The sequence below is a fragment of the Saccharococcus sp. Marseille-Q5394 genome (assembly GCF_946901335.1).
Taxonomy (GTDB): domain Bacteria; phylum Bacillota; class Bacilli; order Bacillales_A; family Planococcaceae; genus Sporosarcina; species Sporosarcina luteola_C.
The window spans coordinates 1,365,605-1,388,029 of sequence record NZ_CAMPPQ010000001.1; the positions used below are offsets into that span (position 1 = coordinate 1,365,605).

The 22,425-nt window shown below is 45.8% G+C and carries 23 protein-coding genes; 12 read left to right on the plus strand and 11 right to left on the minus strand.

All coding sequences use genetic code 11. The features are described from left to right. Positions 1-122 precede the first annotated feature (122 nt). Positions 123-248, plus strand: coding sequence for a protein YhfH (gene yhfH, locus OC538_RS06795; RefSeq protein ID WP_251693856.1), 126 nt, complete (start codon positions 123-125; stop codon positions 246-248). Positions 249-327: 79 nt separating this feature from the next. Continuing rightward, entirely contained in the window at positions 328-453 is a 126-nt protein-coding gene (gene yhfH / locus OC538_RS06800; RefSeq protein WP_082713641.1) for a protein YhfH, read from the plus strand. Positions 454-877: 424 nt separating this feature from the next. On the opposite strand, the gene OC538_RS06805 is transcribed toward yhfH (OC538_RS06800), so the two are convergent. The 4 genes from OC538_RS06805 to hemE are packed head-to-tail and all read right to left on the minus strand — an operon-like array spanning position 878 to position 5,242. Then, positions 878-1,744, minus strand: a complete 867-nt coding sequence (locus OC538_RS06805) for a glycerophosphodiester phosphodiesterase (RefSeq protein WP_262173851.1) — start codon at positions 1,742-1,744, stop codon at positions 878-880. Between the two features lie 51 nt (positions 1,745-1,795). Then, complete coding sequence (gene hemY, locus OC538_RS06810; protein ID WP_262173853.1) at positions 1,796-3,217, minus strand: protoporphyrinogen oxidase; 1,422 nt, start codon at positions 3,215-3,217, stop codon at positions 1,796-1,798. A gap of 21 nt (positions 3,218-3,238) precedes the next feature. Continuing rightward, the gene (gene hemH / locus OC538_RS06815) at positions 3,239-4,171 is read right to left on the minus strand and encodes a ferrochelatase (RefSeq protein WP_262173854.1); all 933 of its coding nucleotides are present in this window, start codon (positions 4,169-4,171) and stop codon (positions 3,239-3,241) included. A 33-nt stretch (positions 4,172-4,204) separates the two neighbouring features. Continuing rightward, positions 4,205-5,242: a uroporphyrinogen decarboxylase gene (hemE, locus tag OC538_RS06820; protein ID WP_262173856.1), complete on the minus strand. Its 1,038-nt coding sequence runs from the start codon at positions 5,240-5,242 to the stop codon at positions 4,205-4,207. A gap of 269 nt (positions 5,243-5,511) precedes the next feature. On the opposite strand from hemE, the gene OC538_RS06825 reads away from it, so the two are divergent. From OC538_RS06825 to OC538_RS06835, 3 genes are all read left to right on the plus strand, one after another. Then, positions 5,512-6,027 carry an antibiotic biosynthesis monooxygenase family protein gene (locus OC538_RS06825; RefSeq protein WP_262173859.1) on the plus strand — a complete coding sequence of 172 codons (516 nt, stop codon included), beginning with the start codon at positions 5,512-5,514 and terminating at the stop codon, positions 6,025-6,027. Between the two features lie 79 nt (positions 6,028-6,106). Beyond that, positions 6,107-7,273, plus strand: a complete 1,167-nt coding sequence (locus OC538_RS06830) for a M20 family metallopeptidase (protein WP_262173860.1) — start codon at positions 6,107-6,109, stop codon at positions 7,271-7,273. Between the two features lie 165 nt (positions 7,274-7,438). Next, on the plus strand, positions 7,439-7,975 hold the full coding sequence (locus OC538_RS06835) for a competence protein ComK (protein WP_262173862.1): 537 nt from the start codon (positions 7,439-7,441) through the stop codon (positions 7,973-7,975). On the opposite strand, the gene OC538_RS06840 is transcribed toward OC538_RS06835, so the two are convergent. The 4 genes from OC538_RS06840 to OC538_RS06855 form a co-directional block, all read right to left on the minus strand. Then, positions 7,941-8,315, minus strand: a complete 375-nt coding sequence (locus OC538_RS06840) for a hypothetical protein (RefSeq protein ID WP_251693847.1) — start codon at positions 8,313-8,315, stop codon at positions 7,941-7,943. The genes OC538_RS06835 and OC538_RS06840 overlap by 35 nt on opposite strands. 156 nt (positions 8,316-8,471) lie before the next feature. After that, a complete protein-coding gene (locus OC538_RS06845) occupies positions 8,472-9,044 on the minus strand; it encodes a nuclear transport factor 2 family protein (protein ID WP_262173867.1) in 573 nt (190 codons plus the stop codon). A 61-nt stretch (positions 9,045-9,105) separates the two neighbouring features. Beyond that, positions 9,106-9,780 (minus strand): response regulator, encoded by a 675-nt coding sequence (locus tag OC538_RS06850; RefSeq protein ID WP_285846907.1) that lies wholly within the window; start codon positions 9,778-9,780, stop codon positions 9,106-9,108. 21 nt (positions 9,781-9,801) lie between these two features. Next, complete coding sequence (locus OC538_RS06855; RefSeq protein WP_251693844.1) at positions 9,802-10,956, minus strand: sensor histidine kinase; 1,155 nt, start codon at positions 10,954-10,956, stop codon at positions 9,802-9,804. A gap of 144 nt (positions 10,957-11,100) precedes the next feature. On the opposite strand from OC538_RS06855, the gene OC538_RS06860 reads away from it, so the two are divergent. After that, positions 11,101-11,733, plus strand: coding sequence for a YigZ family protein (locus OC538_RS06860; protein ID WP_262173869.1), 633 nt, complete (start codon positions 11,101-11,103; stop codon positions 11,731-11,733). A gap of 165 nt (positions 11,734-11,898) precedes the next feature. Then, positions 11,899-12,963 (plus strand): LCP family protein, encoded by a 1,065-nt coding sequence (locus OC538_RS06865; protein ID WP_251693842.1) that lies wholly within the window; start codon positions 11,899-11,901, stop codon positions 12,961-12,963. A gap of 318 nt (positions 12,964-13,281) precedes the next feature. On the opposite strand, the gene OC538_RS06870 is transcribed toward OC538_RS06865, so the two are convergent. Further along, the gene (locus OC538_RS06870) at positions 13,282-14,325 is read right to left on the minus strand and encodes a glycosyltransferase family 4 protein (RefSeq protein WP_251693841.1); all 1,044 of its coding nucleotides are present in this window, start codon (positions 14,323-14,325) and stop codon (positions 13,282-13,284) included. Between the two features lie 240 nt (positions 14,326-14,565). Here OC538_RS06870 and secA2 point away from each other — a divergent pair, with 240 nt between their 5' ends. Together secA2 and OC538_RS06880 are read left to right on the plus strand one after the other, a co-directional pair. Beyond that, the gene (gene secA2 / locus OC538_RS06875) at positions 14,566-16,926 is read left to right on the plus strand and encodes an accessory Sec system translocase SecA2 (RefSeq protein WP_262173871.1); all 2,361 of its coding nucleotides are present in this window, start codon (positions 14,566-14,568) and stop codon (positions 16,924-16,926) included. Positions 16,927-16,928: 2 nt separating this feature from the next. After that, entirely contained in the window at positions 16,929-17,825 is an 897-nt protein-coding gene (locus OC538_RS06880) for an accessory Sec system S-layer assembly protein (RefSeq protein WP_262173872.1), read from the plus strand. A 529-nt stretch (positions 17,826-18,354) separates the two neighbouring features. Here the strand turns inward: OC538_RS06880 and OC538_RS06885 are convergent. Beyond that, a complete protein-coding gene (locus tag OC538_RS06885; RefSeq protein WP_251693838.1) occupies positions 18,355-18,846 on the minus strand; it encodes a C40 family peptidase in 492 nt (163 codons plus the stop codon). 205 nt (positions 18,847-19,051) lie between these two features. Next, positions 19,052-19,756, minus strand: a complete 705-nt coding sequence (locus tag OC538_RS06890) for a glucosamine-6-phosphate deaminase (protein ID WP_410055851.1) — start codon at positions 19,754-19,756, stop codon at positions 19,052-19,054. 304 nt (positions 19,757-20,060) lie between these two features. On the opposite strand from OC538_RS06890, the gene OC538_RS06895 reads away from it, so the two are divergent. From OC538_RS06895 to OC538_RS06905, 3 genes are read left to right on the plus strand one after another with little or no spacing between them, the layout of a single operon-like run. Continuing rightward, on the plus strand, positions 20,061-20,216 hold the full coding sequence (locus OC538_RS06895) for a cytochrome c oxidase subunit 2A (RefSeq protein ID WP_251693836.1): 156 nt from the start codon (positions 20,061-20,063) through the stop codon (positions 20,214-20,216). Between the two features lie 24 nt (positions 20,217-20,240). After that, positions 20,241-20,744, plus strand: a complete 504-nt coding sequence (locus tag OC538_RS06900; protein ID WP_262173876.1) for a cytochrome c oxidase subunit II — start codon at positions 20,241-20,243, stop codon at positions 20,742-20,744. After that, positions 20,744-22,396, plus strand: coding sequence for a b(o/a)3-type cytochrome-c oxidase subunit 1 (locus tag OC538_RS06905; protein WP_262173877.1), 1,653 nt, complete (start codon positions 20,744-20,746; stop codon positions 22,394-22,396). Before OC538_RS06900 ends, OC538_RS06905 begins: the two co-directional genes overlap by 1 nt. Positions 22,397-22,425: the final 29 nt, after the last annotated feature.

Here is a 22,425-nt window from a genome sequence, read left to right on the forward strand (position 1 = left end):
CTATGTAAATGAATTCATTTCTATTTTATCCGAAATGAACAGAAAAGTGTTGACATTTGATCCGCTGTTATAATACAATCATTCTAACAAATTTAGTTATAGAACAAGAGGAGGAAGATGAAATGGTCGAGAGTATCGTAGAGTTTTTCAGAAACCTGCCCGCTAAATCCTGTGAAGTTTGTGGAGAGAAAATTGAAGAACAGCATGAATGCTACAGTACTAAATGTGACGAGTGCAATATCGTCTAATTTTTTTACCCATGCTGTTATATTACACTAGCCCAATTACCTAATTAGTATTAGTACAAATAGACAGGAGGGAATACCGATGCTAGAGAATGTCATTGAGTTTTTCAAGAACCTGCCTGCGAAAACCTGTGCCGAATGCGGAAAAGAAATTGAGGAACAGCATGAATGCTACAGCAATAAATGCGATGAGTGCAACATCATCTAATACAAAAGAGGACTGCCCGGAAAGTCGATTAATCGTCTTCCCGTAGCAGTCCTGTTTTTGTATGAAGCAGCTGTTATAATCACTTACCAGCTGTTATGATCACTCAACGGCTTTTATGATCACTCACCGGATTTTATGATCACTCACCGGATTTTATGATCACTCACCAACTTTTATGATCACTCAACAGCTTTTATGATCACCCACCAGCTTTTATGATCACTCAACAGCTTTTATGATCACTCACCGACTGTTATGATCACTCAACAGCTTTTATGATCACTCACCAGCTTTTATGATCACTCACCGGATTTTATGATCACTCACCAGCTTTTATGATCACTCAACAGCTTTTATGATCACTCACCGGAGTTTATGATCACTCACCTAGCCGTTATGATCAATCACCAGCTTTTATGATCACTCACCGACTGTTTTGTTCGTCCAAAATATCGGGTTCGTCCGTAGCGATGCCGTTGACGCCCATCGCTTTCAACCGCAAGGCGGCTTCGGCGTCATTCACCGTGTAAGCATATACCGCGAGACCCTCGCCGTGCATTGTGTTGACGAAAGGAGGCGTCAATGCTTCGTAGCTCACGTTGATCCCTGAAGCGTACGATAGAATATCCTTCAATTCCTTCTTTGTTAGTGCCGCTTCCTCCCCTTCGTCGAAGGAGACCAATTGAATCAGCGGAATCTCAGGGTCGATCTTATGCACTTGCTTCAACGCCTTCTTGTCAAATGAAAGGATGACCGCTTTCGGATACCCTTCGGCGTCGATACCGATCAACTCCTGCTCTTCCATGAGTCGGACCAATTCCTCCTCGATGCCTGGGTATTGCTCTGTATCTTTCAACTCGATGACAAAGCGGATGTCTCCTTTCATCTGTTCGACCACTTCCCGCAATGTAGGGATTTCATACGCTTCTTCGTCTCTGCCGCTGACGGCGATTTTCTCGCCTTTCTTCTCATCCGCGGTCAGCTGTTTCAATTCGGCCAATGTGAAATCCTTTATCTTCCCGGCTGCTTCTGTTGTCCGTTTCACGTCATCGTCATGCATGACGATCAATTCCCCATCCTTCGTCAAATGGACGTCAAGCTCTACGTAATCCGCATTAAGGTCTTCCGCAAGCTCAAAGGCAGGAATCGTGTTTTCCGGTTCGTATGCCGAAGCGCCGCGATGCCCGATGATGAGGAAGTCTTCCTCCGGCATCGGATTGTCCCACTCATTTCCGATGGAACAAGCAGTTAATAGGATAGCTGTACTAATTAAGACTAGCAGTTTTTTCATATATACTTCCTTCCAATTGAAAAAGTCCGCGCAGGGCGGACTCTTTCGATTTTATTTCGTAATCAAATCAGCAATGACCTCTTCCACAGCCGCTTTGCCTTGATTTATACAGTCCGGCAGTCCGACGCCGTCATATGAGGCTCCTGCCAATTTGACGTTCGGAAAAGCATCTTTCAGTTCTGCACGGGCGGCGTCTATACGTTGGCGATGCCCGACCCGGTATTGCGGCCGATCATCCTTAAAGCGCGTAATGACTGTGAAATCCGGTTTGCCTTTGATTGTTATGATCTTCCCTAAGTCTTCGAGGACGATCCGCTCGATCTCGCCATCGGGCAAATCGACAATCGCATCTTCTCCCGGGCGTCCGACGAACGCGCGCAGAAGGACTTTCCCTTCCGGCGTCGTCGTAGGCCATTTCCGATGGACCCATGTGCAGGCGGTGATGGAGTAATCGCTGCTTCGGGAAACGAGGAAACCTGTTCCTTCCGTGTCTTGGACGATATTCTCCGCAGGAAATGCGAGTGCGACTGTCGCGACGGATGTCGTGTGGATTTCCTTCAGCCCTTCCAACAGACCGTGGGGAGCGAATAGTTGGCTTGCCGCCGCATGACCCGTCGTCAAGATGACGGAATCCGCCACAATCGTTTCACCGGTATTCAACTTTAGAATATTTTGATTCCCCTGCTTGGAAATGCTTTCGATGCGGATGCCTTTTCTCACTGTGCCGGGTTCCAACCGCTGTTCCGCCGCCTCAACGATCGATTCAAGCCCGTTCCGAAGCGAATGGAACGCCCCTTTTTTGGAGGCGCCATGTCCATCCTTCTGCGGAACCTGCTTTGGCGTCGTCTTTTTCATACCGAGGATGAGGCTGCGGTGTTTCTTTTCCACTTCGTAAAATTGCGGAAACGTTGATTGCAGGCTCATATGATCGATATCACCTGCATACACTCCCGATAACAGCGGCTCGATGAGGTTTTCAACGATTTCCGGGCCGAATCGGCGACGGAAGAAGTGGCCGAGTGACTGATCTCCTTCTATTCCTGAACGCGGCAATACGAAATCCCCTGCCGCCCTTAATTTTCCTGCCAATGAAAACAGGTCAGATTTCAGGAACGGGCCGACCTTCGTAGGAATGCCCATGACAGAGCCGCCCGGAATCGGTTGCAACCGACCGTTCACGAGGATATACGCTTGGCCCGTCGCATTGCGTACAAGATCGTCGCCAATGCCGACATCCTTCGCGAACGTGTCCATGCTTTTCTTTCGAATGAGGAAGCTGTCCGGCCCGCGTTCGATGACAAAGCCGTCACGGCGGACCGTCTGGATTTTACCGCCCAGTCGATTCGTCGCTTCAATTAGTGTCACTTCAATCGGCAAGTTTTGTTCACGGGCCGCTTTTTGCAAATAAAATGCTGCGGAAAGCCCGGTGATCCCTCCACCGACGATGACGACTCTCTTCTTTTGTTCACTCATGTCATCACTTCCTAGCTGCCCTCAGGCTTCCTTCAATTGTTCAAGCACCGCATCCGCCATTGCGTTAATGAATAGCGGGTCCGTATTCGGCATTGCGGGACGGTAATAAGAAGCACCGATTTCATCGCATACAACTTTACATTCATGGTCATTATCATAAAGGACTTCCAAATGATCTGAAACGAAGCCGACCGGTGTATAGACGAATGCTTCATAGCCTTTCTGCTCATGCAAGTCGCGCGTCAAGTCTTGGACATCCGGTCCGAGCCATGGCTCTCCCGTCTGCCCTTCACTTTGCCAGCCGACTGCATACTGTTCAACTTCAGCCGCTTCCGCAATCAATTTCGCTGTCTCATCCAGTTGTTCCGGATACGGATCTCCGAATTGCTTGATCTTTTCAGGCAAAGAGTGCGCCGAAACGACGAGGCATGCTTTTTCACGTTCTGCATCACTCATACCTGCATATGTGTTGCGAATCTTATCCGCCCAGTATTCGATGAACTTCGGCTGTTTGTACCAGCTTTCGACCGATGTCATGGAAATACCGTGCTTCTCAGCTTCTTCCTTCGCGCGTTCATTGTATGATTTCACGGAGAATGAAGAGTAATGGGGTGCCAATACGATCGACACCGCTTCTTTGATTCCGTCAGCTTCCATCTGTTCAACCGCTTCTTCGACAAATGGCGTAATATGCTTCAAGCCGACATAGACGTTGAACTCGATTTCATCCTGCATCGCATTCAGACGGTCGCCAAGTGCATTTGCCTGGTTTTCCGTAATTTTCGCGAGCGGGGAAATACCGCCAATCGCTTGATAGCGGGCCTTCAGATCTTCCAGTTGTTCCGGTGCAGGCGGACGGCCGCGCCGGATATGCGTGTAGTACGGTAAGATATCCTCATCCTTGTATGGCGTTCCGTACGCCATGACTAAAAGTCCCATTTTCCTTTTTGTCATCTGTTGCACCTCATTACAATGTATTTACTTGATTTATTTGCGAAGCTGCGTGCTGTATTCGTGAACGAATTCTGTCAATCGCTGCAATGTCGCAGGTTGGACTTCAGGGAAGACGCCGTGACCAAGGTTGAAGATGTGGCTGCCGTGCTCGACGCCTTGTTCAACGATGACTTTCGCACGTTCTTCGATGATATCCCAATCTGCTAGAAGCAATGCAGGGTCCAAGTTGCCTTGCAATGTCTTCGTCAATCCTCTTTCCCCGGCTTCCTTGACGGATAAACGCCAGTCCAAACCGACGACGTCCACTGGAAGGTCATGCCATTCGTTTGCCAAGTGGCTTGCTCCGACACCGAATGTAATCAATGGAACATTCAATTCGCGAAGTTCATTAAAGATGCGTGTCATGACAGGTTTGATGAAAATCCTGTAATCGGAGACGTTCAATGCGCCGACCCATGAATCGAACACTTGGATCGCTGCCGCTCCGGCTGCTACTTGTGCTTTGATCGATGTAATGATTGTATCGCCCAATTTATTCATGAGTGCAAACCATGCTTCAGGCTCAGACACCATGAACGATTTCGTTAAGTTATAGCTTTTTGAAGGACCGCCCTCAATCATGTAGCTAGCCAATGTGAATGGCGCTCCAGCAAATCCGATCAACGGTACATTCAATTGCTCTTTCAAGATCTTGATCGTGTCGATGACAAATGGGATATCGTCCTCTGGTGAAAGCTCTCCGAGATTATGGACGTCTTGCACTGAACGGATCGGATTTGAAATGACAGGGCCGACACCCGCTTTTATTTTTACATCCACTCCGATTCCCGGAAGCGGCGTCACGATATCCTTATATAAAATGGCAGCGTCGACATTGTATTGGTCGACAGGAAGCTTTGTCACATAAGCGCAAAGCTCCGGCTGATGAGTAATTTCTTCTAATGAATACTTCTCTTTTATTTTGCGGTATTCAGGCTGCGAACGGCCCGCTTGCCTCATGAACCAAACCGGTGTATGGTCGATTTTTTCTCCTCTTGCAGCACGAAGCAGTGTATCGTTAAATGTTGTCATAAATCGATTCCCACTTTCTTTATAATAATTATCGAAGTTCACTTATTCGTCTTCAAATATAGACGTTTCCCCTTGAAATGTATAGTGATTGAGCCGAATTGTCATCAATTTGTGCTCATATTTCCTGCTCACCGCCACCAAATCGACAATGTTTGTTTTAATTGTCCCGATCAGGGAAAATATGAAAGAGTATCTATTCTTTCGGACCGTCGGCAATCGGTTTGATAGGTAATGAATGTTTTAATTAAGTTTCTGAGGAGGTTTAGGGAATGTATATGTATTTGACTACTGGAACAAGTGATTTCATGAAGAAACTTCAGGAGCGCCATGCAGATAAAGGGATGGTCCTCATGCATGGGGGCGGCCAGTCGTTGCTCGTTCATGAAACTGAAGGAAAGTCGGTCTTCCAGACACCAAGACGGTATGAAGTGGTAAGTTCTTTCGGCAAATTGACCGATGAGGGCTACTTCGTTTTCAATAACATTCCCGTCACGGATGAAGGGCGGCCTGTATTTGAACACCGATTTTCCGGCGGTGGCGGACGAATTGAAAGCCAGCAAGGATTCATCGCTTTCCGCCTTCTCCGCCCGCTCGATTCGGACACGTATATTGTCCTGACTGAATGGGAGGATGCGTCAGACTTTGACCGTTGGAAGCATTCGCCGGCGTTCAAGGAATCACATCAATCGACTGACATGAAGGAATTCGCCGGCAATACAACACATATTTTCTCAAGTGCGTCGTATATTACGACTTATACCGCAAAACCTGATGAAGACCAATGATTCCTGACCTGATTGCGTCACTCGAAACGTATTGTTATAATTGTAAGAGAATTAATGCATTTCGAGAGGGGTTATGGGAATGAATGAGCAACTGTTCGAAAAATTGGATTGTGCTTACGAAGAAATGATTGTCATTCGCAGATATCTGCATATGCATCCGGAATTATCTTTCAAAGAGGAAAAAACAGCGCAATACATCCATGATTTTTACGCAAATCTCGGTGTCGATGTCCGTACAGGCGTCGGCGGCAATGGCGTAGTGGCCAGGGTCAAAGGAGCGCGTCCCGGCAAGACGGTCGCTTTGCGTGCAGATTTTGACGCATTGCCGATTCAGGATGAAAAAGACGTCCCTTACAAATCGACAGTACCCGGCGTCATGCACGCTTGCGGACATGACGGCCATACTGCAGCATTGCTGCAATTGTCGAAGGCAATCCATGAGCTGAGGGAAGATCTCGCAGGAGAATACGTCTTCATTCACCAGCATGCCGAGGAATTTGCGCCGGGTGGGGCCATCTCAATGATCGAAGACGGTTGCCTAGAGGGTGTCGATGTGATTTTCGGCACACATCTTTGGTCGCTCATCCCCTACAAAACTATCGAATATTTAACAGGTCCGGTCATGGCGGCTGCGGACCGTTTTGAAATTACGATTCAAGGGGCAGGTGGCCATGGAGCGGCGCCGCATCAGACGAAGGACGCCATCGTTATCGGTGCGCAACTCGTCATGAACTTGCAGCAGCTCGTATCCCGCCGCGTCGATCCGATTGAGTCGGCCGTATTGTCCGTCGGTTCATTCGTTGCGGACAACGCGTTCAATGTCATCGCCGATTCCGCAAAGCTTGGCGGCACGGTGCGAACTTTCAATCCAGATGTCCGCGACATGATGGAGCGGGAAATGGCCCGGGTCGTGGAAGGCACCGCACTTGCCAATGATTGTGAAATTCGGTTCGACTATTTCCGCGGCTATCCTGCCGTCGTGAACCATAAAGAAGAAACCGAGTTCTTGAAAGGCATTGCCGAATCCGTTCCCGGCGTCGAGCACGTCGTGGAAGGCAAGCCGCAAATGGGCGGCGAGGATTTCGCTTACTATTTGGAGAAGGTGCCTGGCACATTCTTCTTCACAGGTGCCCAGCCAGCTGACACATATCCCCATCATCATCCGAAGTTCGATTTTGAAGAGCAGGCGATGCTGCTCGCTGCGAAAACGCTTGGCGCTGCCGCTTTGGATTATCAGGCTGACTAAATCATCAAATCCCCCTTTGATTATGGGGGTTTTTTTATGCGTTTGTAGTGAATTTGTAGTTTTAATCGAATAGTTCTAATTATTCATACAAAATACTTGTTTTTCTAGTTCCTTATCCTATAATACTAGTGAGGGATGGAAATAATAGGATAGGGGGAAGTGGATGTGACTGAATTCGAACCAAGGTATTATCTATCGTTTGATACCCTCATGTTACAGCCGAAGATAGATGGCAATAAGGTTTTTACGAGGGTTATTGAGCGGAACAGGACATTGACGGTTCTAAAAAAATCGATACATATCGTGACCAGTTCCTGCAATTTTTATGGCTCCAGTTATACAACCGTCATGAATACATCCAAGCGGTTATTTGGGGATAATAAGCAGAAGGCGCCTTTCTTGTTGACGAATGGTTTTGGCATTCCATTCATCTTCATACCGACATTATCTCCTTCATCGGATCAAAATGTATGGATTTCCTACCATGCAATCGATTTTTACGCAGCTGACGGCCTTGGTACTTCCGTCACTTTGGAGAATGGGATGAAATACAAGTTGGACATTTCGGTGCCGACGATGAATCGGCAGTACGCATTGGCAAAATTGCTCGAGAGGGACTTTTTGAAAAGGCAGAGGAGTTACGACCGTACCTCTTTCCTGTTTCCGCCTACTGACCCGCCAACTGATTACCCGACCTTGTAAAATAGAGGTCCAATAATTCTTCCGTCCGGTTGCGGAGCCGGACATTTAAGTAGCGACGGTGGTCTTCATAGCCGCCATTTATGAAAATGTATTCCGTGAACATACTATCCCTCGTTTTCCGGATCACTTTCATATTATTGCGCCGCAAATAAAAAGTCGTTTCCTGCAGCTCACTTTGGACTTGCTTCACCGTATTGTCGACAATCTTCAAGTAAGGGCCCTTCAACTTGAACGGGCCTTTCTCAAATAGCTCCCGATCTTTCTGCAGCACGATTAGGACCATCGGCAAGTAGATCATGTTTTCAAAATGAGGCAATGCCTTTGCCGGAATTAAAGGCATTACAGTTTCCTCCCTTCAAAAGGAACATTTGTTCTCATTATACCTTTTTCATTTCGGGAAAGCAATATGGTGAGGGAAGGTAATTTCAGGAATGAAAAAACTGCCCGGCAATAGCTTGGCAGTTTTAGTCTGTGGAGATTTAATTGTAACTAAACGTTATTTCTGTTCTTCCATATAATAAACGGAATTGACTTTCCAATCTGCGCCCTCTTTTGTAAAGACGGTCACTTGCCTGCCATCGCGGCTCGTCTCCAAGCCCGTGGACTTCTGTTTCATGTTCGTTACCAAGTTTGCAAACACTTGGGCTTCACCCGTCTTTTCGTCGAATTTCACGATTGTAACATCTTTTGCCTCACGGGATAGTTCGTATTGATCAAAGACGCTTTCAATATACTCGCGCTCTTCATCCAAGTTGAAGCTTTTAGGCTTCTCGGATAGCGTTCCCATATATTCATCGATGTCCTGGTTGTTGAATGCATGGATATATGTGTCGAACGATTGGATGATCAGCTCTTTCTCTTTTGCTGGCACGTTTGCCGCCTCTTCAATTGTGCCACCCGATAAGTTGAAGCCTACTTTATTCTCATCCACGCCGTGATCGATTGAACCGAATTCGCTCGGCGCTTCCCCGTCATTCACTGATCCTTGATTCGTTGCGTCTTCCTTTTTCGAACAAGCACCAAGGACGAGCACGAAGATGAGCATTGTAAAAACAAGAATTTTTTTCATCATTCTTCCTCCTATACGGTAAAAGGGACCTTCCTAGTAGGAGGCCCCTTTCAGTATACCATCACTTTACTTCGACCCAGCCGTTTTTGATTGCTGTGACAACCGCTTGTGTACGGTCGTTGACACCCATTTTCTGCAAGATGCTCGAAACATGGTTTTTTACCGTTTTCTCGGAAATGAAAAGCGTTTCCCCGATTGTCCGGTTGCTTTGTCCATCTGTCAACAGCTGCAAAACTTCGCATTCGCGCTTCGTCAATAAATGAAGCGGACGGCGGATGTCATTTTGTTGGAAAGATCCTTTATGTTCACGTTCGCTAAGACGGCGGAATTCCGACACAAGATTATGCGTCACTTTCGGATGTAAATAAGATCCACCTGCCGCAACGACTTTGATTGCTTGTACAATCGCGTCTGCGTCCATTTCTTTCAGCATATAACCGAGCGCACCCGATTTCAATGCATGTGAAACATATGATTCATCATCATGGATGGAAAGCATGATCACTTTCGCTTCCGGAAATTCATTTTTCAGGAGTTCCGTTGCTTCCACTCCATTCATGCCTGGCATATTAATATCCATCAAGACGACATCCGGCTCAAAGCGGCGGTATAATTCAACCACTTCATTGCCATCGTCCCCTTCTCCCACCACTTCAAATGAGTTTTCAAAATCAAGGATTCGCTTTACTCCCTCGCGGAATAGCTGATGATCATCTACAATTAAAATTTTCGTCATGGTCATTTCCCTCCCAATACCCTATTCAATTATATTTTCATGTAACGGAATACGGAATAACACAGTGGTTCCATTGCCAATTGCCGACATGATTTTCATCTCGCCTTTTAGCAGTTCGACGCGCTCCCGCATCCCTATAATGCCAAATGATTTATCTTTAGTTTGACTCGGGTCGAACCCTTCGCCATTATCCTTCACGACAATATTCATTGTATCACGAAGCCATTCGACTTTCACCCAAACATCTCTTGATTTACCATGTTTAAGTGCATTTGAAATACATTCCTGCACGAGACGGAAAATCGCAACTTCGATGTTGGACTCGAACCTTTTCTCCGTTCCATTATTCATGAAATGGATCGTGACACCTTTTTCATATTCCATGACTGTTGAAGAATATTTTCGCAGCGTCGGAATTAATCCAAGGTCATCCAATGCCATCGGACGAAGATCATAGATGATGCGTCTGACTTCAAGAAGGGCATTTCTGACCATTTCCTTCAGCTGGTTCAACTCGGATAGCGCGGCATTCGGGCCTTTTTCGGAATAGGTCTTTTCAATGAGCCCCGATCTAAGCAGTACATTGGCAAGCATCTGAGCAGGTCCGTCATGGATATCGCGTGAGAGCCTTTTGCGTTCCTCTTCCTGCGCTTGAATGATTTGAATGGCGAACTCCTGTTTCTGTCGGGCTGTTTCCAGCACTTCTCCGACCTTCTTCAAATCGGATGTCAAATATGTAATGACCGTCGTCACTTGATTGACCAGATGATCCGCCTTCTCAATCGTTTCCAAAAGGGCCACAATGCGACGGTCCAACTCGTCCCGCCTAACGCGCAATTGCTTTTCTTCCATTCGGTTGATCGATAGCCTGACGAGTAAATCGTTAGCCACCTCATAGGCTTGACGTACTTCTTCTTCGGTATAATTCATGAAGTTTTTGGAAACATCGGCCAGACGCCTTCGAGATTGGCGGGTCATATCTTCCAAATAATCCCCTTCAGTGATTACCCGGGAAATATCTTCTTTAATGATAACCAGTTCTGTTTGCATCTCCTGGAAGGCTTGACGGCTTTGTTCGCTTATTGTGAAAATGTCATTTTTGGATTGATCCATCACATTAACCATATTATCAAATATTTTTTCCAAATTCTGGATATCCATCGTCTTTTCTGCCATCTCCACCCCTCCCTCCTGGAATGCTAAAAATCGAAACGTAGGCAATGTTGCAGTATTCCTTAATTCCTTATACACTTTATTATTATATCATCATAAAACTTTTTGCGTATTAAGATTGTATTACAAGTGACAGGAGTGCTGCAAATGCGAGCGGATTACAAAACGGTAAAATTTTCCGGCGAAAGTGAGATCGTCATCCAAAAGTCCAGGTTCCTCACGTACGTCAAACGCGTGGAAACCGAGGACGAAGCAATCGACTTCATTCAAGATATCAAAAAGATGCATCATACTGCCACACATAACTGTTCTGCCTATATTATCGGTGAGCATGATCAGATCCAGAAGGCGAATGACGACGGAGAGCCATCCGGAACGGCAGGATTCCCTATGCTTGAGGTCCTAAAGAAGCAAGGGTTGAAGGATACGGCCGTTGTCGTCACTCGTTATTTCGGTGGAATCAAATTAGGAGGCGGCGGTCTCATCCGCGCATATGGCCGCGCAACTACCGAGGGGATTGCCGCGACAGGCGTCGTCGAGCGTAAGCTTCATAGACTTATGAAAGTATCTATAGATTATACATGGCTTGGCAAAGTGGAGAATGAAGCAAGGCAATCGCCTTATCCGCTCGAAGAGATCCTCTACGAAGAGGACGTCAGCTTGCTGCTTCACGTTCCAATTGTGGAAACGGATGCATTTATCAGTTGGATGACGGAATTGACGAACGGGCAAGCAGAAATTTCAGAAGTCTCGACATCTTTCCTTGAATTCGATTTGTAATAACAGTATACGACAAAGGAAATTAATAGTATAATAGTGAAAGTTGACGATTCATTGTGTATTCTGCGGATTCCATCTATGTGTGCGTCAACTTTCCGTTTTTTCATGGAACATTAAATCTGCTTGGGAAGAATCCTTAGCCGATGGTGGAGGCCTATACAAGCTATGAATAGAAGAGACTATAGAAAAATGAAAAAGAAGACGTCGAAAGCGAGGCTCGCTATTAAGGTCGGGCTATTAGTTTCGCTAACTGCCTTGCTATCGGTTGCAGCTTACGGTCTATCGCTGCGCAACCAAGCGGAACAGGCAGTTGATAGAGCGTTTGAAGCAGTTCCCGCCACACAGAAATCCGATATGAGGGGCGAGGCAAGAGTGGAACCTTCAAAGGACAATGTTTCCCTTCTATTAATTGGCGTGGATGATAGCGAGGCACGTATGCAAGGAGACGGCAATAGCCGTTCCGATGCCCTTCTCGTCGCCACCTTCAATCCCGAAGAGAAATCAGTTAAACTTTTGAGCATTCCGCGTGATTCCTATGTCTATATCCCGAAGGTCGGGTATAGGGACAAAATCACCCATGCCCATGCTTTTGGCGGCACACATGCGGCAATCGAGTCGGTTGAAGAAATGCTTGATATCCCGATTGATTATTATGTGAAGATGAACTTCAATGCTTTCATTGAAGTAGTGGATGCACTCGGTGGTATTACAGTCGACGTTCCGTATAACAGACTTGAAAAAGATGAAAATGACAAAAACACGATTCAGTTAGTTAAAGGGCGGCATGAGCTTGACGGCAGACATGCGCTCGCACTAGCGCGTACACGTAAGCTTGACAGTGATCTCGAGCGTGGAAAACGGCAGCAAATGATCTTGCAGGCGGTCATCAAAGAAATGGTATCTGTGAAATCCATATCAAAATATGGTGACGTCATCGAAGCGGTTGGAGACAATATGAAAACCGACATGACCTTCAAAGAAATGACTTCCTTCTGGGAGTATGCAAAAGGCGGTATGCCGCAAATCGACACAATCAATTTGCAAGGTTATGACGATTGGTCAACAGGCGCCTATTATTATAAGTTGAAAGACAGTGACTTAGAGAATGTGAGTCAGCTGCTAAAAGCTCATTTGGGCTTAATACCGGATTCTTCTTCGTTGACCGATAGCGGCAATTCAAATGTCATCGTGACAGCGGACGAAACTGCTGAAGGCAGCGATGATTATTAAGTTGAATAGTTGAATGAACTTCCATCCCGACTGAATTCCTCTCAGCCGGGATTTTTTTATTCGTGGAGAAAATTGGAGTATGAATCACGGTGAGCCAAAGGTCCCGAAATGACGATAACTCTTGGGAAATGATCGATAACTGTCCGGAAATGATCGATAACTCACGGCAATTGATTGATAACCTCCCGGAAATGATCGATTAACCGTGAGAAATGATCGATAACTTTCCAAGTGGATATCTTCGCTCCACTCCTCCCCTCCTAAACAAAAAAAGTGATATGCGAAATTTCGCATATCACCCTGTTTTAGTGCATTCATTTATTTTCCAATCATACGAACTAAATTCAATAAAGGCCGGTAATTTGTTCCCGCAAGGCCGATGATTTCGACGAACAGTTCAATCGCAATTAGCATGACGGCGATCAGGACGATGGCGCCCCATACAGTTGCTTGCGAGAAGAGCACTGCTGCTACACCGAAAAGGATAGCCAGTCCATAGATGATCATGACAGTCTGCCGGTGAGAAAACCCTGCCCTCAGCAAGCAGTGATGCAAGTGCGATTTGTCCGGAGCTGAAATTGGTTGCTTCATCCGAACCCGGCGGACGATTGCGAAGAATGTATCGGAAATCGGTACACCGAGCATAATGATCGGGATGATAAGTGAAACAACCGCGACATTTTTAAAGCCTAACAATGCCAATACGGAGATCATATAGCCTAGGAATAGCGCTCCGGTATCCCCCATGAAAATCTTCGCGGGGTGGAAATTGTAGAATAAAAAGCCAAGTGTGCTCGCAGCCAAAATGGCAGCGGTCGCCACAACGAACACGTCGCCCATGATCATGGCCATTACCGTAATGGAAATGAGGGCAATCGTGGAAACGCCTGCAGCAAGCCCATCCAATCCATCGATGAGATTGATAGCATTGGTAATGCCGATGATCCAAAGAATCGTGATTGGGATACTTAAATAGCCAAAGTCAAATGGCCCGAAAAACGGCAAGTTAATGAATTCGATTTGTAAACCGCCCCATGTGACAACGACGATCGCTGCAGCCAGCTGGCCGAACAGCTTCGCCTTGGCGGTGATTTCAAGCATATCATCGAGGAAGCCTGTAATAATGATGATGACGGCTCCTACAAGAATTCCGATCGCATGCTCATCTGAAGGAGTCAATAATAGGTAACCGATGACGAATGCACCGAAAATTGCTATTCCCCCAATACGCGGCATGACAGAAGCATGCACCTTCCGATAATTCGGATGATCGACCGCCCCGATACGGAACGCGAATTTTATGACGAGCGGAGTCAGTATGATGGAAGCTATGAATGCAGCAGCCATTGCAAGGAATAACATGTCCTTCCTCCCCGTAAATAACAATAATTTAGTTAACCACAAGTATTATAGCACGTCTGTCAACGGAAAGCATCCCAGTTAGTCAATCTAGGCACTCGATACTACCTTACCCTTTTGTAAGATAGAGTATCCTTATCTTACCGGGGGCAATTTCGTAACAAGGTAGTCATTTCGTATATAGTTTGATAAAATAGAACCTATATCCTTAATAGAAGGATAAGATAAAGGAGCGCCAATCATATGTTATCTATATTCAAACGTTCAAATCAAACAAGCGAAAGACAACTTCGTAAATATCGTAAAGTTGTCCAACACATAAATGACTTGGAATCAAAGTATGAAACATTGTCAGATGAAGAACTTGCACATATGACAGAAGTGTTCAAACTGCAGATCCAGGAAGGGGAAACCGTTCAGGCAATCCTTCCAGACGCATTCGCCATTGTCCGTGAAGCATCGAAACGGGTATTGGGCATGCGTCATTTTGACGTTCAGCTCATCGGCGGCATGGTTCTATCCGAGGGCAATATCGCGGAAATGCCAACGGGTGAAGGTAAGACGCTTGTCGCCTCCCTCCCCTCCTACTTGCGCGCGCTGGAAGGTAAGGGCGTGCACGTCATTACGGTCAATGATTATCTTGCTAAACGTGACTATGACCAGATCGGCCAGATCCACCGATTCCTCGGATTGACGGTCGGCTTGAACGTCCCGATGATGCAAGGACCTGCGAAGCAAAATGCTTATATGTCGGACATTACATATGGTGTCGGAACCGAGTTCGGTTTTGATTACCTTCGAGACAATATGGTCCAGCACACTTCCCAAAAAGTTCAGCGCCCGTATCATTTCGCCATCATTGATGAAGTCGACAGCGTATTGATCGACGAAGCAAAAACGCCTTTGATCGTCGCCGGCAAAATGAAGGCTGATCCTGATCTTCATTTCATAGCCGCAAGACTCGCGAAACGATTCAAAAAAGGCGTTGATTTTGATTTTGATGATGAAACAAAAGCGACTTCACTTACGGAAGCAGGAATCGAGAAAGTGGAGAAGGCGTTCGGCATCGACAATCTATACGAACTCGAGCACCAGACGCTCTATCATTATATGATTCAAGCCGTTCGCGCTTACGTCATTTTCAAACGCGATGTGGATTACATCGTCAAGGACGAAAAAGTTGAACTTGTCGATATGTTCACAGGCCGTATCATGGAAGGCCGAACGCTTTCAGACGGTCTTCACCAGGCGATCGAGGCGAAGGAAGGATTGCCGATCACTGATGAGAATAAAGCACAAGCGCAAATTACAATCCAGAACTATTTCCGGATGTATCCGAAGCTCAGCGGCATGACTGGAACTGCGAAGACACAGGAAAAGGAATTCCGTGAAGTCTATAATATGGAAGTCATCCAGATACCGACGAACCGCCCACGTATCCGCGTTGATTCACCGGATCGGGTCTACGAAACGATTGAACAGAAATACGAAGCGGTTGCCAAAGAAGTGGCGGAGCGCCATAAAAAAGGACAACCGGTGCTTGTCGGAACCACTTCCATTCTCCAATCTGAAAAGGTTGCGGAGTATTTGGATCGAGAGAATTTAAACTATCATCTATTAAATGCGAAAAGTGTCGAGCAGGAAGTGGACCTCATTTCCCAAGCGGGTCAATTTGGCCATATTACGGTCGCGACAAATATGGCAGGACGCGGAACGGATATCGTTCTCGGTGAAGGCGTCGAGGAGATCGGCGGATTGTATGTGCTAGGAACGGAAAAACATGAAAGCCGAAGAATCGACAACCAACTGCGCGGGCGTTCCGGACGTCAAGGAGACCACGGAGAAAGCCAATTCTTCATCTCGCTTGAAGATGATATGTTCAAACGTTTTGCGAAGGATGATCTTGAGAAATTCAGTAAAAAAATTGTCGTAAACGCGGACGGACTTGTCCAAAACGCCGACGTGAACGAGCTCACTGAGCGTACACAGCGCATCGTCGAAGGTGCCCACTTTTCCATGCGCGAATACAATCTGAAGCTGGATGATGTAATCAACGACCAGCGCGGTGTGCTCTATTCACTGCGGGATAAAGTGCTTGAGCGCGTAAACCTTTTTGATCAATTGAAAACGATGATGTCCGAGGCGGTGGAATTCGTCGTCTATGATAGCTGCCCGGAACACGAAACCACTGAGAACTACGATTTCGATCGAATTGAACGTACGATGGATGGACTATTATTGGAGCCGTTAACGTTGCCGCGCAACTTGGAAAAGCCTGCAGACATATTGAAGTTTTATGAAGAGCCGGTTGCTGCCCTGTTTGCGTATCTTGATACGTTCGCTGATAATGAACAGGTGAACGAGATCATCCCGCAAGTGATGTTGAGCCATATCGACACGATGTGGGTGAAACATCTGGATGTGATGGCACGACTTAAGGAAGGTATTGGTTTGCGGTCATATGGCCAAGAGGATCCGATGCGTATTTATCAACGTGAAGGCTTGCAATTATTCGGCACGCACTATCAGAAGCTTCGCCGGAATATCGCATCCGAAGTTATCGGCTTTATGAAGCTTATTTCACAACAACAGGAGGTCCAATAATCATGAAACTTTTCAATCTATTCAAAAAAACCGAAAAAACGGGTTCAGACAGCACAATTGATTCAGAAGAAATCCTTGAAGGCAGCGCACAATCAATAGATACGGATGAAGTGGAAACAACTCTTTCCTTTCACCCCCAATGGACACTTTCGCAAGAACAGGAATACGTATTCCGCTTCCTTGCAAATGAACTGGAGCCTTTGAAGCCGAACCAGATTTCCCTCTCCGGGATCGACATTGACGTCGAACCGGCAAATGGAGACTGGTTAGTCAAAGCGTTCTTCAGATCTTCTCTTGATCAGCAAATTTCGATTGGGCCAGTTGAATTATTACTATTGGATGACAAAGGTGAAGTGATAGCTTCCCAAGAGTTCGACTTGAATGAATTAGGCGAACTTCCGGCACGTAGTGCACGCCCATGGGTTTTTGTTTTCCAGAAAGAGAATACGTTTTTGGAGGAACCGCCAGCGGAAAAGTGGAAACTTGCTTTCAATGTCCAATCTATGGCACCTCATAAACTCGAACTTGAACAAGCATGGGAAGATGGACTTACAACTGACCAGAAGGATGCACTAACAAAAGTCGTTGACCAATTGCCTAAATTGAACCCACGCGAAGTGAACTTTGCCGGTTTCCAGGTAAAGCAACAGGATGATGGCAGTATTGCTGTATCCCTGTTCATTCGTAACGGACACTCAAAACACATAAATGTAGAACAGCTGCCACTAGAATTATTGGATGCCACTGGTGATGTAGTTGCACACGGTTCGTTCAATCTAGGAAAACTGGAAGTAAAGGCTAACACGTCAAAACCCTGGACATTCATCTATCCAAAGGAAATGATTAAAAAAGATAATCCTGATTTCTCTAAGTGGGTTATCCGAGTACCTCAAAATTAAAGTTCTAAATCAAATGTTGAGGTGACGTGTTTGCACGTCACCCCAATTTTTGTTTTGCTATGAATAAGTTGATTTGCGCTACAGGCGGACGCTTTCCGCGGGCACGGCTTCAGCCAATCGAACAACGAAGGGTTCGATTTGTCATATTTCTGCGTTCTTTGCAGAAATTAAGGCAGCCATCTACTGCTCGTAACGCTTCGCTTTTACTCGCAAAAGCCGTTCTTCGTAACGGCTTTCGCTCCAATCAACGAATCTCTTTTAAATTAATTGTGCAGTAAACTAAATCATCAACCTAAATGAAACCCCATTTCTTCATAACGAATGTTCAATAATATCTTTGCTTTAAGTGATTAAAATGCCTAAAACCATAGGCATCACGGTTCCAAATATTATAGAACCAAACTAATCCGAAATAAGATAATTCAAAAGCCTGCACATTAACAAAAACGAAAAGGGCTGTTCCGGAAAATCGATACAACTGATTTTCCGGAACAGCCCTCTTCTATTAAGTAAGCATGGGAATTATCAACTATTTAGACGCAACTTCGGTAACGCCTGTGATTCGTTTAGCGCCAACGTATCGTTTGCCCCAATAGGCTGGGTCATTAAGCTTGTCGACTTTCACGCCTTTAGATGATGAGGCATGAGCAAACTTTCCGTCGCCGATATAAATGCCGACATGTGACACACCTTTACCAGTAGTATTAAAAAATACCAAATCGCCAACAGTCAAGTCGCTCTTTGCAACCTTCGTGCCTGTCGCATACATTCCTGAAGACGTACGTGATAGGTTGATTCCGTGTTGTTTGAATACGAATTGAACAAATCCTGAGCAGTCAAAACCCGCTTTTGATGTTCCCCCGTATACATATTTTATCCCTTTAAGGCTAGTTGCAGTTTCGGAAATTTTAGCTGAATCAGATGAGGAAGCTTCTGCTTGACCAATGAACGGCGACATAAATAGTAAAAATGACAACGCAAAAACAGCAATAGGCTTTTGCAAGTATGTTAAGTTTCTCATATGTTCCCCCAGGTTTTTATATTTATCTGAAAAATCTTCTAAATTCACTTTACCATGAAGTATGCTCGTCCAACATTACAGTTCAGTAACAAAGTCATTACAAAGTGTCGCAAAGTTACATAGTTAATTTGATTGTCCACATATCAATAAACACGCAAAAAGACCACGCTCTCACTTCTGAGGAACGTGGTCTTATAACTTACATTCAAAATTTCAAGTCTGTAATAATTGTAACATCGTCATGCTCTAGGAGATACGTAATGGTCCAGTCAGGGTCAGTTTTACCTTCAAGCAATTTTGTGATGGCCGGGCGCTTTTTCTCTCCGAATGCTAGAAGGACCAATTTTTTGGCGCTCATGATGGAGGCGATTCCCATCGTCAATGCAGTGTTAGGGATCTTCTCATCGTTTTCGAAGTATTGACTGTTTACGCCAAGCGTTGAATCCGTCAATGTTGCAACGTGGGTAACGGAGTCTGGAGGCGTGCCCGGTTCATTGAAAGCGATATGGCCGTTTTCACCGACACCAAGTAGTTGAATGTCGAGTTTGGCTTCTTGCAACGCTTGCTCATAGCGTTTGCACTCTTCTTCTAAGTCCTCTGCCATTCCATTCGGGATATTCGTATCTTTAAATGTCTTCTTATTGAATAGGTGATCGTTCATGAAATATGCATAACTGTTCGGGCTGGATGCCGGCAGGCCGACATATTCATCTAAATTGAAAGTTGTCACTTCCGAAAAGTCCAACTCCGATTCCGTCAATTTTTTGTAGACTGGGATCATCGTACTTCCTGTTGCCAATCCAAGCACATGAAGTCGATTATGCTCAAGCTCTTCTTTTATCAGCTGATAAAAACGCTCTGCTCCTTTTTCAGGGCTTTCCACATGAATAAGTTTACATTTCTCCATCATTCTCAACCGACTTTCATTATAGATTTAGTTTTACTGTCTAATTGTAATTTCCAAAAACAGTATGGTCAAATAAAAGAAGTATTTACACAAAAAGGCTAACCACACTTCTATTCCCTTTTCATCTCATCTAAAACACATTTCCTTGCCGAAAAGTATATGTCTAAATCTTGAAGGCGATGTGAACAAAATGTGGACTCTTTCCCAAATTAAAGATTCATAGGGATTTCCCTAATTCTCTAATTCCCCTCCGCGACTATGATAAAAGTATGAGTTAGCTATTCAATCAATGCAGGAGGTGGAACGTATGGCTACAGGCAATTCAAAGAAGCGCCCGGTGCAAGAATCCGGAAATCCACAAACCGGAATCAATCTGAAAGGGACCTTCATCTCAGTCATGCTGTTAGGTGTCTTCATCCTAGTGACATGGTTCGGACTTTACGCACTTTTTTTATCAAGATAATGAGACTCGTTAGGAGGAAGAACAATGCATTTGCATAAATACGAAAAGATCTGGCTTACGTTCGGATTGGGATCACTCGCACTTTTCCTAGTGATCATCGGCTTCGCAGCATTCTGGAAAGGAACGCATCCGATGAGCCATATTGAAACGATCGATCCACAGAACGTTGAAGCACACGAATCTTTTAAACCTGAAAACCTTGGCCTGCGTGAAGTAGCCGAAGGGAAATACACTGTCAATATCGTTGCTTCTGCGTTCAACTATGATATCGGCACGGACGCTGACGGCAAGCCTGTCAAGAAGATCCGTGTACCAAAAGGTTCCACTGTTTTATTCCAGATCACTACTAAGGACGTCGTGCATGGCTTTCAAGTTGCAGGCACGAATGTCAATATGATGGTTGAGCCGGGGCATGTGAGCAGGCTTGAGACGGTGATGAAAAATGCTGGTGAATTCACTGTCGTCTGCAATGAATATTGCGGAATCGGGCATCATCAAATGTTTGCAACTGTGGAGGTGTATGAGTGATGTTGAAAAATACGCTGTTTTCGAAGGGTGAAGCCCGGCTATATATGGCGTTCATGCATGTGACATTCGCGTCACTGCTGATCGGCGGACTAATGGGGCTTCTACAGACACTATCCCGTTCAGGCCAATTCAAATTGCCGTTCGGAATTAATTACTATACGATTTTAACAGTGCACGGCGTCATTTTAGGATTGGTGTTGACTACGTTCTTCATCGTCGGATTCCAGTTTGCCCTGATGGGGAAAACGGTCGGAATATCTGACAAACAACGTAAATGGGGTTGGGTTGCATTTTGGACGATGCTTATCGGTACAATCATCGCTGCGGCTACGATTCTGGTCGGTCAGGCGAACGTACTGTATACATTCTATGCTCCATTGCGTGCCCATGCTGCATTTTATATCGGTTTGGCATTGGTCATCGTAGGCAGCTGGATTGCTGTGTTCGTCAATTTCCGTCAACTGTACGTCTGGAAGAAAGCGAATCCGGGACAGAAATCTCCATTGCTCGCTTTCATGGTTACGATCAATATGGCGATGTGGTTCATTGCGTCCCTTGGTGTTGCAACATCCGTCTTAATCCAATTCATCCCTTGGTCTTTAGGGTACGCAGCTACGATCAACGTATTGCTCAGCCGTACGCTGTTCTGGTATTTCGGCCATCCGCTCGTCTATTTCTGGCTCCTGCCGGCATATATGGCATGGTATGCAATCATTCCAAAGATCATCGGCGGCAAATTATTCAGCGACTCCCTTGCAAGGATGTCATTCATTCTATTGCTTATGTTTTCAATTCCGGTCGGCTTCCATCACCAATTGACAGAGCCGGGAATCGATCCGACATGGAAATTCATCCAAGTCGTATTAACGTTTATGGTCGTCATCCCGACGTTAATGACGGCGTTCTCGATCTTTGCGACATTCGAAACGACAGGCCGTCGAAAAGGACATAAAGGGCTCTTCGGCTGGTTCAAGCACTTGCCTTGGAAGGACGTCCGTTTCCTTGCACCATTCATCGGTATGGTCGCTTTCATTCCTGGTGGCGCGGGCGGTATCGTCAACGCATCCCACCAGATGAATACACTCATCCATAATACGATCTGGGTGACAGGCCACTTCCATTTGACGGTTGCCACGACAGTCATCTTGACCTTCTTCGGTATCGCTTATTGGCTCGTGCCCCATTTGACAGGCAGACGATTGACTCCGAAGTTGAATAAGCTCGGCATCATTCAAACGATCATTTGGACCGTCGGAATGACGATCATGTCGACATCAATGCATATCCAAGGTCTTCTTGGCGGTCCGAGACGCTCCGACTTCTCGAATTATGCAGGCGGCGAGCAGGTAAGCACATGGATCAGCTATCAGGTGGCGCAGGCAGTTGGAGGGACAATCCTGTTCATCGGGATTATCCTGATGATTTATATCTTCATTCAACTCGCGTTCTTCGCACCACGCGGCGTACAGGAGTTTCCGATTGCAGAAGAAGAGGTGGATGCCGATCCGACTCCGAAAATTTTGGAGAACTGGTATCTATGGATCGGGATTACGATCGCTCTCATCCTTTTCGCCTATACAATTCCGGTCATCGACATTATCAAACACTCCCCACCAGGGTCATTGCCGTTTGACTGGCCGATTGGAAGATAAAAACTAAAGCGGAGGGTGGCGGTTAACTG

Bases quoted from the DNA above. Each gene is read 5' to 3' on its own strand.
- yhfH (WP_251693856.1), top strand. From the start codon at position 123: ATGGTCGAGAGTATCGTAGAGTTTTTCAGAAACCTGCCCGCTAAATCC.
- yhfH (WP_082713641.1), top strand. From the start codon at position 328: ATGCTAGAGAATGTCATTGAGTTTTTCAAGAACCTGCCTGCGAAAACC.
- OC538_RS06805 (WP_262173851.1), bottom strand. From the start codon at position 1,744: ATGAAAAAACTGCTAGTCTTAATTAGTACAGCTATCCTATTAACTGCT.
- hemY (WP_262173853.1), bottom strand. From the start codon at position 3,217: ATGAGTGAACAAAAGAAGAGAGTCGTCATCGTCGGTGGAGGGATCACC.
- hemH (WP_262173854.1), bottom strand. From the start codon at position 4,171: ATGACAAAAAGGAAAATGGGACTTTTAGTCATGGCGTACGGAACGCCA.
- hemE (WP_262173856.1), bottom strand. From the start codon at position 5,242: ATGACAACATTTAACGATACACTGCTTCGTGCTGCAAGAGGAGAAAAA.
- OC538_RS06825 (WP_262173859.1), top strand. From the start codon at position 5,512: ATGTATATGTATTTGACTACTGGAACAAGTGATTTCATGAAGAAACTT.
- OC538_RS06830 (WP_262173860.1), top strand. From the start codon at position 6,107: ATGAATGAGCAACTGTTCGAAAAATTGGATTGTGCTTACGAAGAAATG.
- OC538_RS06840 (WP_251693847.1), bottom strand. From the start codon at position 8,315: ATGCCTTTAATTCCGGCAAAGGCATTGCCTCATTTTGAAAACATGATC.
- OC538_RS06845 (WP_262173867.1), bottom strand. From the start codon at position 9,044: ATGAAAAAAATTCTTGTTTTTACAATGCTCATCTTCGTGCTCGTCCTT.
- OC538_RS06850 (WP_285846907.1), bottom strand. From the start codon at position 9,780: ATGACGAAAATTTTAATTGTAGATGATCATCAGCTATTCCGCGAGGGA.
- OC538_RS06855 (WP_251693844.1), bottom strand. From the start codon at position 10,956: ATGGCAGAAAAGACGATGGATATCCAGAATTTGGAAAAAATATTTGAT.
- OC538_RS06860 (WP_262173869.1), top strand. From the start codon at position 11,101: ATGCGAGCGGATTACAAAACGGTAAAATTTTCCGGCGAAAGTGAGATC.
- OC538_RS06865 (WP_251693842.1), top strand. From the start codon at position 11,899: ATGAATAGAAGAGACTATAGAAAAATGAAAAAGAAGACGTCGAAAGCG.
- OC538_RS06870 (WP_251693841.1), bottom strand. From the start codon at position 14,325: ATGTTATTCCTTGCAATGGCTGCTGCATTCATAGCTTCCATCATACTG.
- secA2 (WP_262173871.1), top strand. From the start codon at position 14,566: ATGTTATCTATATTCAAACGTTCAAATCAAACAAGCGAAAGACAACTT.
- OC538_RS06880 (WP_262173872.1), top strand. From the start codon at position 16,929: ATGAAACTTTTCAATCTATTCAAAAAAACCGAAAAAACGGGTTCAGAC.
- OC538_RS06885 (WP_251693838.1), bottom strand. From the start codon at position 18,846: ATGAGAAACTTAACATACTTGCAAAAGCCTATTGCTGTTTTTGCGTTG.
- OC538_RS06890 (WP_410055851.1), bottom strand. From the start codon at position 19,756: ATGATGGAGAAATGTAAACTTATTCATGTGGAAAGCCCTGAAAAAGGA.
- OC538_RS06895 (WP_251693836.1), top strand. From the start codon at position 20,061: ATGGCTACAGGCAATTCAAAGAAGCGCCCGGTGCAAGAATCCGGAAAT.
- OC538_RS06900 (WP_262173876.1), top strand. From the start codon at position 20,241: ATGCATTTGCATAAATACGAAAAGATCTGGCTTACGTTCGGATTGGGA.
- OC538_RS06905 (WP_262173877.1), top strand. From the start codon at position 20,744: ATGTTGAAAAATACGCTGTTTTCGAAGGGTGAAGCCCGGCTATATATG.